We start from the raw sequence: 13,009 nt of genomic DNA, 5'->3' as shown, positions 1-13,009 counted from the left end.
ATGGATAATTTCTTTGTACGCAGACCAATCGTTGCTATTGTTCTCTCCATTTTCATTGTTTTAATTGGAGGTCTTTCTGTCCTTTCAACACCAATTGCTCAATATCCTGAAATTGCACCGCCTTTGGTACAAGTTTCAACGAGTTATCGTGGTGCAAATGCCTTAAACGTTGAGCAGGCCGTTGCTACGCCGATCGAGCAAAAAGTAAATGGAGTTGAAAACATGCTTTACATGCAATCCACCAATACAGGCGATGGAAGTATGACATTAAATATTACATTTGATATGGGAACCGATCTGGATAACGCTACCATGCTGACTCAGAACCGTGTTAATGAAGCAACCAACAAACTTCCAAACGACGTTAAAACGACGGGAGTGACCACAAAAAAATCACTCTCAATGCCGATGCTGATTTTGTCCTTGTATTCTCCCAACAAAACCTTCGACGGAAATTTTCTAACCAATTATGCCAATATCAACATTGTAGATGCTCTCGCGCGTATTAAAGGAGTTGGAGAAGTTACCCTTTACGGAGGAAGTAATTACGCGATGCGAATTTGGGTTAAACCCGATATCATGGCCAAATACAACTTGACTGTTCCTGATATTATACGATCAATCCAAGATCAAAATGCCATTGCGCCTGGTGGAAAATTTGGTGCTCCGCCTGCAACCGAAAACAATGAGTTTACTTACAATGTAATGCTAAAAGATCGTCTGGTAAATCCAGAAGATTTTGAAAATATCATTTTAAAATCGAATATAAGCAATCAGCAGGTTCGTTTGAAAGATATTGGAAGGGTAACTTTAGGAACAGAAAGTTATGCTTCGATTGCGAAATTGAATGGAAATCCAGCTGGAACTATCGGAATCAAACAAATGCCTGGTTCTAATGCATTAGAAGTGGCCGAAAACGTGAAAAACACGATCGAAAGACTCAGCAAAAGATTTCCGCAGGATTTAAAATACCGTGTTTCATTAGACACCACTCTCGCCATTTCCGAAGGAATTAACGAAATTATGCACACTTTGATCGAAGCCATTATTCTAGTAATCATCGTGGTTTTTATCTTTCTACAAAACTGGCGTGCGACTTTAATTCCGCTTTTAACGGTTCCTGTTTCGCTCATTGGGGTTTTTATGCTTTTTCCTTTACTCGGATTTTCCATAAATGTACTTTCGCTTTTAGGACTAGTTTTGGCGATTGGAATTGTCGTCGATGATGCCATTGTCGTTGTTGAAGCCGTGATGCATCATATCGAACACGGAATGTCTCCGCGAGAAGCTACCAATCAAGCCATGAAAGAAGTTTCGGGACCTGTAATTGCCATTGCGATTGTATTGACCGCCGTGTTTATTCCAGTTGCTTTAACACCGGGAATTACAGGAAGATTGTATCAACAATTTGCCATAACTATTGCTATATCTGTAATTTTTTCTGCATTAAGCGCTTTAACTTTAAGTCCAGCCTTATGTTCCCTTTTATTAAAACCCAATCAAGAAGCAAAAGGCTGGCTCGGAAAATTCTTCGGTTGGTTTAATGATAAATTTGGAAAATTCACTAATAAATACACTGGCTTTTCTGGTTTTCTAATTAAAAAAACGGCACGAAGCTTAATCTTTATCGGAATAGTTGTTGGAGCAATTATTCTCTTGGGAGGAAAAATTCCAGGCGGTTTTGTACCCGAAGAAGATCAAGGATACATGTTTGTGAATATTGAACTTCCTGGCGCATCTTCTTTAGAAAGAACAGGAAAAGTAATTCAAAAAGTAGAGCATATTCTTTCACAAAATCAAGGTGTTGAATATTATACTTCGGTTGCTGGATTTAGTTTAATCAAAAACTCGGTGGCAACCAACAACGGATTTTTCTTTGTTGCTTTAAAAGAATGGAAAGAACGGGAACAAGACGTTTTTCAAATTCTAAAAGAAGTCAATGGAAAAGTAGTTTTCGGAATTCCCGAAGCAACGGTTTTTGCCTTTGGTCCTCCGCCAATTACCGGAATCGGAAATGCGGCAGGATTCTCGATGATGCTTCAGGATCGGGAAGGAAATACACCGCAATATCTTTTTGAAAATGCACAACAATTCATGGCCGAAGCCAAAAAGAGACCAGAAATTGGAACAATTCGAACGACTTTTAATCCAAATGTGCCACAGATTAGTTTAGACATCGATCGAGAAAAAGTCACTGAATTGAATCTTTCTTTATCTGATGTTAATATCGCCATTGGTGCCAGTTTAGGAGGACAATACATTAATGAATTCAACAAATTTGGTCGACAATATATCGTATTGCTTCAGGCAGATCCGAGTTATACCGTAAATCCCGAGGACATTAATAAGATATTTGTTCGGAGCAAAGACAACAAAATGATTCCGATTTCGAGTATTGCCACAATCCGAAAAGTAAGCGGTCCCGAATTTACAACACGTTTCAATTTGTATCGTGCAGCCGAAATTGGAGGAACGCCCGCTCCCGGATTTACTTCGGCGCAAGCCATGAATGCTTTGCAGGAAACGGCAACAAAAGTTCTTCCCGCAGGAATGGGTTACGAATGGGCAAATATGAGTTATCAGGAAAAACAAGCCGAAGGAAAAGGAAATACCGTTTTTCTTATGGCGCTACTTTTCGTGTTTTTAATTCTCGCCGCGCAATACGAAAGCTGGAAACTCCCTTTCAGTGTTTTACTCGGAACGCCATTTGCCGTTTTTGGAGCTTTTCTTGGTTTATACATTTGTAGATTGCTAAGTCCTGATTATGTAAATAATGTTTTTGCTCAAATCGGATTGGTAATGTTAATCGGATTAGCAGCTAAAAATGCCATTCTGATTGTAGAATTTGCCAAAGAAGAATATGAAAAAGGAATGCCTGCAAAAGATGCTGCTTTGTACGCTGCAAAACTTCGCTTCCGCCCTATTTTGATGACGGCTTTTGCTTTTATTTTAGGAGTTGTTCCGCTGTTAACTGCAACTGGAGCTGGAGCACAAGCAAGAAAAGTTATGGGAATGACTGTTTTTAGCGGAATGCTCGTGGCGACCATTTTGGGAGTTTGTTTAATTCCGGTGTTATTTGTTTTTATTGAAACATTCGGAAAGAAAAAATCTAAAGAAACTGATCAACCTAAAACAGAAGAACAATGAAAACCCTAAAGATACTTTTAGCGCTCTTTTTGATAGCTGTTTTTCCTTACGGATGTATGGTCGGACCAAAATATGTTAAACCAGAACAGCCTCAGGCGCATTCTTTTCGATATAGCAATCAGCCTGCTGACACTACAAAATCGGTTACTACTATAAAATGGTCATCGATATTTAACGATGATGTTTTAATTGGTTTAATCGAAAAAGGAATCCAGAATAATTATGATCTTAAAATTGCTATTGCGCGTTTAGAACAAGTACAGGCCAATCTCGGAATGGCAAAAGCTGACTTATTTCCTTCTTTTCAATATTCTGGTCAGGTTAATAGCGCCCAAACATTCCAATGGCCTTCAACGGCATTGGCAAATATGTCTTGGGAATTGGATTTCTGGGGAAAATACCGCCATCAGAAAAAGGCTTTGCAAAATGAACTTTTAGCCACCGATGAGGCAAGAAAAGTAATTTTATCCACTATAGTAAGCAATATTGCCATTTCATACTTTGAATTACGTGATTTTGACAATCAATTGGAAATTACAATTCATACTTTAGAAACTAGACAAAAAGCTTACGACATCATCAACGAACGTTTTATGAGCGGTTATGTTGCGGAATTGGACAAAGTACAAATCGAACAGCAAGTTGCCATTGCCGAAGCGAATATTCCACTAATCAAAAGACAGATTACGGCTCTAGAAAATGCAATTTCTGTTTTAATTGGACAAGTTCCGCAAGCTATTCCGAGAGGAAAAACTAATAGCGAATTATTAATTCTAGCTGAATTTCCAACTTCGGTTCCATCCGCTTTATTAGAAAATAGGCCTGATGTGAAACGTCAGGAATATTTATATAAAGCTTCGTTTGAAAGAATTGGCGTTGCGCAAGCTATGCGATATCCATCCTTTAATATTTCGGCAATTGTTGGTTTTACCAACATTATGATTAGTGATTTATTTAATGATGGCTCTTATATTCAAAATGTTGGCGGCGGAATTACTGGACCAATTTTCAATTTCGGAAAAAACAAACGTCGAGTGGATTACAACAGAAAATTAGCCGAAGAAATGAAGTTCAACTTTCAGAAAACATATCTAACTGCCATTGCAGAAGTTGAAAACTCACTTCAAAATACAGCCATGTTCAAAGAAGAATGGACCGCGCGAAATAGACAAGTCGTTGCTGCACAGAAAAATTACGATTTATCTAATGCAAGATATTATAACGGTTATGTTTCGTACTTGGAAGTCCTAGATGCTCAAAGATCTTTATTTGAAGCGCAATTAAGTCTTTCACAATTAACTCAAAAACAATTAAGTTCTATGGTTCAGTTGTATAAAGCTTTGGGCGGAGGATGGAGTTTTTAATCTTGAGGTTCAAAGGGACAGAGAGGCAAAGGGATAAAGGTTTCTCTCAATTCTTAATAAAAGCATCCCTTTTGCACTTTTTCATCACATTCCGTAGGAATGTTTCGTCAGTAGCAAAAAAATAGCAAACAACCTAATTTTACGTTCCGTAGGAACGTTTGTGTGTCATTTTTTAATTATATAATGGTGTCAAACGTTCCTACGGAACGTAAAATATTCATAACAATACAAATTTTCTACCGACGAGATGTTCCTGCGGAACATATAAAAATGAAAAGAGGGTGTTTCAGAAATTGAAACACCCTCTTTTTTAATCTTTGTAACTCTGTACCTTTGTCACTTTGTATCTAAAACCTTAGAACCTCAGCAACTCAGAACCTTAGCTCCTTAAAAAAAATTAGCAAAACTCGTTAAACGCATCTTGCAAATTCTCAGCGATTAATTCAGCTGGACGACCTTCGATGTGGTGACGCTCTAACATGTGAACCAATTCTCCGTTTTTGAACAAAGCCATAGATGGCGAAGATGGAGGAAAAGGAAACATATGTTGTCTTGCAGCATCAACAGCTTCTTTGTCAACACCAGCAAAAACCGTAATAAGGTGATCTGGTTTTTTAGCTCCTTGTAAACTCATTTTTGCTCCTGGACGCGCATTTCTAGCAGCACAACCGCAAACAGAGTTCACAACAACTAAAGTGGTACCTTCAGCTTTGATAGCATTCTCAACAGCTTCAGCACTATGTAAATCTTGAAAACCTGCAGCTGTTAATTCAGCTTCCATTGGTTTTACCATGTCTAGTGGATACATATTCTTGTCTTTTAAATTTTACTTTTGAACTGCAAAGTTACAAAGTTTACTCGCAACTAGTTAATTTGAAGTATAAAGTTTTGTTATAGTTCGATTGATTTAGTCGAAAGTTGGAAAGTCGTAAAATCGAAAGTCTTAATCCCGTATGATTTTATTTGAAAATTACACGAAATAAAGCCTTTAAAAATGGTATTTTTGGACATTTCGAAATCACTTTTAAATCTTCAACAACAGTTGTTTCTTCATCTAAAAATTTAAAAATCAGAGTAGGATTTCCTTTTTTAAATAACGAAGAAAAAATACTGTTTCCTAATTCGTTATGACGATATAAAATATCCAGAAGCAACAAATCATAAACCCAAAATCGGCTTTTTTTATGAAATGTTTTCATGCTTAAGGAATTTGGCGCAACATTTTGAAGAAATTCAACCAATTGAGATGATTTCTTATCTGAATTTTTAAAAGTATAACCTGTGCTGGCTTTTGTCCATCCGCCGGCGGTTCCGATATTTAAAACTCGTTTTGTATTTTTTTTCCAAAAAGGATAACATGTCATTGGAATACTTCCTTGTTCTTTTTCTATTATTTTAAAATTTTCAATTTTCAGATTCTTCAAATAAATTTCGATTGCCTTTTCATATTCTTCTTTTGGAAGCAGTTTCTCCGAAAACAAGGTGTATTCCACTAAAGCTTCGGTTTTAGAAGTTGGCAGAACATACATAAATCGTGTGTTTCTTTTTTGTTCTACCGAAAAATCCATGAAAGTAGCCATTTCAGAATCAAAAACTTCTGTTTCTGTTTTTACAAACCAACCTATAAAATGCTGTTGCAAAACGGGAAATTTGGTTTGGCTTTCGGCGAAAGCCTTCGTATAAATACTATTGAAAAGATAATTTGCTGTGTATCTATTTTCTTCTGTTCCGACAAAAACGTGAGTTTCAAGTTCATTAATATCGGTTACTTTTTCGTTCAAAAAAGTAATGTTTGGATGTTTTGCAATTGCTTCAAAAACAAAATTATAAAAGTCAATTCCCCGAATTTGATTGTATTTATAAGGTTTCAACGCCATATAGCGTTTAAAACTTTCATTGGCAAATAAAGCAGAATCCCAATTTTTCGAAATTATAGAATTCCAAATCGATTCTTCTTTTTCCCAAAAACACCAAGTTCTGTCATTTGTTTTCTTAGCATTCTGATCTAGCAGCAAAATAGTCTTATCTGAGAATTTTCCAGACAGAATCATTTTGTAAACTGTCATTAAAGATGCCAGTCCGCTTCCAGTAAAAATATAGTCAAAGTGTTTAATTTGCGAAGAGTTCATTCTCAAAAATAAGGAATTTTATTTTACCTTTTTTTAAAAATAACATAGGAGTATATAGCAATATTTATCTTGATGTAAGTATTTTCAATATGATTTGATGTATCTATTGAAAGAAAAAAAACGTTAAATTAAAGTTAAAAAAAATAAATTTATACAAAATTGGAAACGAAAAAAGTTTCATTTGTAAGAAAATTAAAACCCCAAAGAAAAATGAAAAAAAATACTTTTCTATCTTCATTGATTTTAATGTTGATATTAATTGTCTCTTGCTCTGAGAATCCTGTAATTGAAGACCAAACAAATATTGTAGTTACAGATAAGTCATTAACATCCAAAAGTGGTGATGGTATGTACGATTTATTGGGAGCAGGTTATGATGTAACTAAAAAATTCGCAAACCCAGAATCTGCAGGATTTCAAGTCATTGACATTGAAAGATTCAAAACAGAACAAGCTGGAAGATTAGTACTAGAATCATTATACTCGTCAGAATTAAAAGAAGACTACGCAGAAAATGCTGAATCATACTCTAGAGGAATCTCTTCGAAAACTGATGCTACTGCAAAATTTAAAGTATATGGGGTAGACATTTCTGCTTCATTTAAATATAGTAAGCGTGATTCAACTCATTTTGATTCAAAGTACATTTATGGTAGTTGTAGCGTACTAATTAAGCAACGCAGATCTAGAATGAACACCTCTATTGATTTATTAAAGCAATATTTAACCCCAGAATTTGTCGCTGACTTACAATCAAAAACTGCTCAGCAAATTGTGAGAGACTATGGGACACATGTCCTTGTGGATATATATACTGGGGCTAAACTGGATATAATGTATCAATCCGAAACAACAAATGACAATAGAGTCGAAGCCTCTAAAGTTGGAGTTAAAGTAAATGTATCGAAATATTTTGATGTAAATACCAATACTGATGTAAATACTTCATCTGCATCAAAAAATATAAATGGAAAGCTTCATTATACCACAAGAGGCGGAGATCCATCGAAGTCTTTAGTTGGTGATATTAATGTAAATGAATCTACAACAAAGTTAAACATTTCAGGCTGGCAAAACAGCTCTACCCCATCTAATTCCGTTTTAGTTGATATAGCGCAATCTGGTTTGGTAAATATTTCCGATTTAATAGATAACCCTACTAAAAAAACAGAATTAATAAACTACAATACTCAGTATCTCGCTGACAATACTGTAGTTGGTATTGATATTCCAGAATATTTGTACAGTTATAAAAATGATGGAGCAAGTATGCATTACTTAGATTTTAGTACTAATTTACAACCAACAAATTATTGGATCAATGAAGGTCCTAATTTTAAGGCATTTAAATATAAAGCAGAAAATACTATTCCTATTTATGGATATAAAAGCACAGTAGGTTGGGAGCATTACTATGCAAAAGTTAGCACATTACAACCCACGTCATATTGGAATCAATACATGGGGGTTTGCTTTTATGCATATTCAGAACCTGGTCCAGGAAGAACTCCAGTATACTCATATAAAGCTAGTAGCGATCATTATTTTGCAATTTCTCCAAGTGCTGGCTCTAGTTATTGGACAAAAGAAGGTATAGCGTTTTATGCACCATTATAAAATAAAAACTACTGATATAAAATAACTTATATTTAGAAATTATTTTTAAACCTTTTCTAAAAATATACCACTATAAGAATTTCTTATAGTGGTATATTTTTTTAGATTAATAATATTCTCTTTAAAGTCAAAATTACAAATTGTTGGATACAGTATTTGGATTATAAAGCATCGATTCTTAAAAAAATAGGTTCTAAAACATGGATAGAGAATGGCTCCAAACTTTTCTCAGAATTTTGCTGCAATTCTGTCCACAGCGTTTTGTTATTGTACAAATCAATTATTGCCGATGCAAATTCTTCTTTCTTATCATAAACCAAAGCATTTTTTTGATGAACAAGTTGCATTCCTTCTGCTCCAACAGAAGAAGTTATAACTGGAAGAAAATACTCAAAAGCTTGTCCAATTTTTCCTTTTACGCCAGCGCCATATCGCAAAGGCACGACCATTATTTTGTTTTTGGTAAAAAGAGAATCAATATTTGAAACATATCCTCGAAATATAAATCTAGAATCTGTAATCTTTTTGATCTTATCCTTTACATTTCCAATTATATTAACTTTAATATTGGCATTTTTCTGCCAAACAATAGGCATTATTTCGTGATACAAATAAGTCACCGCATCAATGTTGGGTTCGTGTCCGGAACCAATAAAAAGAATGTCTTCGCGGTCTTCAAAAGCCAGCGTTTCTTCTTTTTTAATTTTTTGATAATGAATATTGGAAATCGTAATCAATTTATCTGGATCGATATATTTCAACATAATTTCCTTTTCAATATCAGAAATGGTTATAACAAAATCTACCGTTTGAGCTAATCTGGTTTCAACGAAAAAAAACTTGTTGTAATTTTTCTTGATAGAAATTCGTTTCGGATCAATTTCCATCGCTCTTTTGTAACGCAGAAAATGAATATCGACCATATCAAAAATTGATTTTGCATTTGGTACAATCTCTTTTACTTTTTTCAAATTATAAAGTAATGTTCGTGCACCATAATACCAGACAAAATCGACTTTGGGAATTGATTTTACAAAATCAAAGTAAGTTTTGTATTGATTCGTTTCAACGAACACAATTACTCCCATTTTGCTAAAATAACTTACATAACCATTGTCACGAAAAGTATCTTTTGAGCAAATAATACAGTTGTAGTTTTTACTTTTAAAAAACAAAATAATCTCTTTAAGTCTATTAGAACCAGAATCTTGGTCGGGAGACGGCATATTAATATTAAAAAAAACAATAGTTTTATTTGACGGATTATAAGTATTGTAGTTTGGTATTGATTGATCGGACTGGCTTTTAATTATTTTTTTTCTCTTGCAATAGAGTTCTAGATTCTTAAATATCCCCATACATTTTCTGTTACTTAGCTGTTTTTTTACAACACTGACTATAAATTATAGATAACCAAAAATGGATTTGGTTGCGTTTCTTTAAAAAAAAGCTCTTTCTTTTAAACTAAAAATCCATTTGTTTTTTCTTTATTATCTCAAAAACATTAAAAAATATAAAATCTAAATCCAAAAAATCACATCTATTTGATTTTCAACAACTTCAAGCTTTGAACAGTTTTTAACTAATTTACAAATTAATTCTGAAAGAGCTGATTAATAACTAATTATCTTAAAAAAATTTGATTTGAGTGAGTTTAGCAGTAAAAATAATTAGTTCTAATCTTCGAGTTTATTTAAAAGAAGTTTGAAATCTTTTGGAGCTAAATAATTAGAATATTGAAATATAATTTCATTTTTCTCATTCAAAACACACAAAACGGGATAAGTAATTTGATTGTTTTGAGTTCCTAATTGCAAAGCAAGTTCATGAACACCAACATTATTTCCAGAAGGCAAATATTTAAAAACGTGGTTATTGAATGTAATATCTTGTTTTTCTTCTGCATTAAAATCAACGAAATAAAAATCTGAATTTAGTTTTTCAATAATTTCCTGATTTTTAAAAGTTGTAGCTTTCATTCTTTGGCAAAACTGACACCAGTCGGTATGAATAAAAACAATGATTTTTCGCTTTCGAATTTGCTGTAAACTATCTATTTCTTGAAAAGAGTTAGTCTTCAGCTGACAGAAAGCTGTTGCTGAAATTCCGAAGAAGAAAATTGTTAGAAATAGCTTTTTCATTGTTTGTTGATTTTTGCCACTCCCGATAGCTATCGGGATAAAGGATTAAAAGGATTTTTTGTTTATCAGGCTGAGCGAAGTCGAAGCCCATTCCAATTGGAGTGCCCTTCGACTTCGCTCAGGGTGACAAACGAAGTAAAAAATCCTTTCTAATCCTTTCTAATCCTTTCTAATCCTTTCTAATCCTTTTAATCTGTGGCTCATAAATTTATCTAAACGTATATCGCAATCCTAAAAACCCACGAATCGTCTGGTTTTGTCCATAAACATAAGTTGTATCAAAAGTCAAACCGTACGGGTTATCTGGTGTAACCATCACTTTTCCAGCCGGATCGTATTGCACATTTTTATCAAACGGATCATTGGTTCTCGAAATCAAAAACGGATTATTTTGTTTGGGAGTAAAGTTCAAGAGGTTTTTGATTCCTCCATACAACTCAAAATCTTTCCAGCCCGAATACGTAAATTGAATGTTCTGAATACTATACCAAGGCGATTTTGGACTTCTTGGATCAGTTTCGCTCAGCAAAGGCAAATTCATCGGACTGTAAACATTTCCTGTATAATCCAATGACAAATTCCAAGGTTGAATTTTATATGAAATACTCCAAGTTCCTGTAAAATTCTCTGTTAGAAAAGGTCTCTGCGAAATTCCGTTTTCTACATTTTTATTATCCAAAACCGTTGCTCCGAGAATAAACTTCAATCCAGACGGAAAATTAAGATCAACATTGGTGCTAATTCCTTGGCTGATTGCATAACCATCGATATTATCATAAATGATTTTATTTGGATCGGTTTCGTAATCTGAAATAATTTTATTGCTAAATCTTGTGTAGAAAGCTGTAGTTTCAATTCCCATAAAAGTTCCATTTCCGAAATTGATTTTCTGAATGTAATTCAAATTGACATTTACAGATTGTTCAGGATTCAAATTATTCGCAATTACAACATCTCGCGAACCTGTTAAAGCAGCGTGATCTTCGGTAAACAAATTCACAACACGAAACCCAGTACCGGCATTTAATCTGAAAATCGTGTTTTCGTTTGCTTTAAAACGATAGGCAAATCTCGGCGTAAAAATAGAACCGTGAATAGAATTATAATCGTAACGCATTCCTAACAAAACCTGACTTTTAGGAGAAAATGTAATTTCGTCCTGAACAAAAATTCCTGGAAGCCAAGTATTTTCAGCTTCTTTGGTTGCGGGCGTATTGTCGTCGTAATAAGTGTAACGACTTGCAATTCCTGCTAATAAATCATTTCTTCCGATTTTTTTATCCCAAGTTAACTGCAAAAATCCAATTTTCTGATTGGCGATATAAGATGTTGTTCCGTAACGGCTGTCTTGATAATGAACATTTCCAGAGAAAGAAAGCATCAATTTTTCTTCAAAAGGCAATTGATAACTTCCGATTAATTCGGCTCTTTTCGTATAAATGCTTTCACCATAAATTTCATCGCCTCCTCTATATTTTTTCTCCCAACGAATGTCTCCGCCCCAGCGATCTTCGTACATTCCGCGCGCTGCGATTGTAAAAAGTCGATTCTGATTTCTTTTAAAACTCCATTTATTAAAAACCGAAATGCGTTCAGAAAGTGTTACATCGGTAAAATTATCGTTGTCTTTATCAATAACTTGATCATAATTGAAATAATTAATTCCGATAATAGACGTTGCTTTTTTACCAACATTAAACTTCGTTCCCAAATCGAAATTGCTTTCAAAATAAGAAGTCGTAAAATAATCGGCAGAAAAAGTCGGCGCGTTTGTTGGGTTTTTAGTAATAATATTAATCAGACCGCCAACTGCTTCACTTCCGTAAAGAGACGAAGCTGGGCCTTTTACAATCTCAATTCTTTCTACAAGAGAATTAGGAATTCCAGACAAACCATAAACCGTCGAAAGACTGCTTACAATAGGCATTCCATCAATCATTACTAAAGTATAAGGGCCTTCAAGACCATTGATATGAATATCTCCCGTGTTGCAAACCCCGCAATTTAACTGCGGACGAACGCCATTGATGTTTTGAAGCGCATCGTAAATACTAGGTGTTGGATTTTTCTTGAAGAAAGTTGGCGAATAAACCTCAACAGGAACAGCGCTTTCTAAACGTTTAACTGGTTTTAAAGTTCCTGAAACTACCACTTCATTCAATTCATTTTGATCTTCCTTTAATTCAAAATCAAGAATTAAATTTTCATTTTCTAAAACTGTAATTTTTTGAGTTATGGTTTTGAATCCGTTCGAATTTACCGAGATTTTATAAGAACCGCTTGGAACATTTTCTAGTTTATAAAAACCAAGCGAATCGATTTGCGTTTTAAAGTTTGTGTTTAATAAACGAACATTAATTTCTTGAATAGATGGAATATCTGTTTCCACTTTTCCAGAGATATTTTGTGAATAGAAGTTTTTAGTTGAAAGTATTAATATTGTCAAAAATAAATATTTCATTATTATAAAATTAAATTTAGACAAAACTAAAAATTAAATTTGACAAATAATTATTCCTGGTTTAAAATTTTTAAACTCATTTAATTCAAGATGTTAGATTTTTATTTAAACACATAGAATCATAGATTTTTATTGAACTTAAATTCAGAT

The 13,009-nt window shown here is 33.9% G+C and carries 8 protein-coding genes; 3 read left to right on the top strand and 5 right to left on the bottom strand.

Going from position 1 to position 13,009, the window contains the following annotated elements; all coding sequences use genetic code 11:
* Window positions 1–3,147 (top strand): multidrug efflux RND transporter permease subunit, encoded by a 3,147-nt coding sequence (locus P0R33_RS13190; RefSeq protein WP_276171652.1) that lies wholly within the window; start codon window positions 1–3, stop codon window positions 3,145–3,147.
* Window positions 3,144–4,511: an efflux transporter outer membrane subunit gene (locus P0R33_RS13185; protein ID WP_276171651.1), complete on the top strand. Its 1,368-nt coding sequence runs from the start codon at window positions 3,144–3,146 to the stop codon at window positions 4,509–4,511. Before P0R33_RS13190 ends, P0R33_RS13185 begins: the two co-directional genes overlap by 4 nt.
* 397 nt (window positions 4,512–4,908) lie before the next feature.
* Here the strand turns inward: P0R33_RS13185 and P0R33_RS13180 are convergent, their stop codons facing one another.
* Both P0R33_RS13180 and P0R33_RS13175 read right to left on the bottom strand, forming a co-directional pair.
* Window positions 4,909–5,319, bottom strand: a complete 411-nt coding sequence (locus tag P0R33_RS13180) for a BrxA/BrxB family bacilliredoxin (protein ID WP_276171650.1) — start codon at window positions 5,317–5,319, stop codon at window positions 4,909–4,911.
* Window positions 5,320–5,470: 151 nt separating this feature from the next.
* Window positions 5,471–6,640 carry a lycopene cyclase family protein gene (locus tag P0R33_RS13175; RefSeq protein ID WP_276175659.1) on the bottom strand — a complete coding sequence of 390 codons (1,170 nt, stop codon included), beginning with the start codon at window positions 6,638–6,640 and terminating at the stop codon, window positions 5,471–5,473.
* A gap of 210 nt (window positions 6,641–6,850) precedes the next feature.
* On the opposite strand from P0R33_RS13175, the gene P0R33_RS13170 reads away from it, so the two are divergent.
* On the top strand, window positions 6,851–8,257 hold the full coding sequence (locus P0R33_RS13170; protein WP_276171649.1) for an MAC/perforin domain-containing protein: 1,407 nt from the start codon (window positions 6,851–6,853) through the stop codon (window positions 8,255–8,257).
* 161 nt (window positions 8,258–8,418) lie between these two features.
* Here P0R33_RS13170 and P0R33_RS13165 read toward each other — a convergent pair whose 3' ends face one another.
* From P0R33_RS13165 to P0R33_RS13155, 3 genes are all read right to left on the bottom strand, one after another.
* Complete coding sequence (locus tag P0R33_RS13165) at window positions 8,419–9,483, bottom strand: glycosyltransferase (protein WP_276171648.1); 1,065 nt, start codon at window positions 9,481–9,483, stop codon at window positions 8,419–8,421.
* Between the two features lie 450 nt (window positions 9,484–9,933).
* Window positions 9,934–10,398: a thioredoxin fold domain-containing protein gene (locus P0R33_RS13160; protein WP_276171647.1), complete on the bottom strand. Its 465-nt coding sequence runs from the start codon at window positions 10,396–10,398 to the stop codon at window positions 9,934–9,936.
* A 208-nt stretch (window positions 10,399–10,606) separates the two neighbouring features.
* On the bottom strand, window positions 10,607–12,859 hold the full coding sequence (locus P0R33_RS13155; protein ID WP_276171646.1) for a TonB-dependent receptor: 2,253 nt from the start codon (window positions 12,857–12,859) through the stop codon (window positions 10,607–10,609).
* Window positions 12,860–13,009 lie beyond the last annotated feature (150 nt).

The sequence above is a fragment of the Flavobacterium sp. YJ01 genome, assembly GCF_029320955.1.
In the GTDB taxonomy this organism is placed as follows: Bacteria; Bacteroidota; Bacteroidia; order Flavobacteriales; family Flavobacteriaceae; genus Flavobacterium.
This window is presented reverse-complemented; position numbering and strand designations above follow the sequence as displayed.

Excerpts from the sequence above, each read along its gene's own strand:
- P0R33_RS13190 (WP_276171652.1), top strand. The coding sequence starts at position 1 with ATGGATAATTTCTTTGTACGCAGACCAATCGTTGCTATTGTTCTCTCC.
- P0R33_RS13185 (WP_276171651.1), top strand. The coding sequence starts at position 3,144 with ATGAAAACCCTAAAGATACTTTTAGCGCTCTTTTTGATAGCTGTTTTT.
- P0R33_RS13180 (WP_276171650.1), bottom strand. The coding sequence starts at position 5,319 with ATGTATCCACTAGACATGGTAAAACCAATGGAAGCTGAATTAACAGCT.
- P0R33_RS13175 (WP_276175659.1), bottom strand. The coding sequence starts at position 6,640 with ATGAACTCTTCGCAAATTAAACACTTTGACTATATTTTTACTGGAAGC.
- P0R33_RS13170 (WP_276171649.1), top strand. The coding sequence starts at position 6,851 with ATGAAAAAAAATACTTTTCTATCTTCATTGATTTTAATGTTGATATTA.
- P0R33_RS13165 (WP_276171648.1), bottom strand. The coding sequence starts at position 9,483 with ATGCCGTCTCCCGACCAAGATTCTGGTTCTAATAGACTTAAAGAGATT.
- P0R33_RS13160 (WP_276171647.1), bottom strand. The coding sequence starts at position 10,398 with ATGAAAAAGCTATTTCTAACAATTTTCTTCTTCGGAATTTCAGCAACA.
- P0R33_RS13155 (WP_276171646.1), bottom strand. The coding sequence starts at position 12,859 with ATGAAATATTTATTTTTGACAATATTAATACTTTCAACTAAAAACTTC.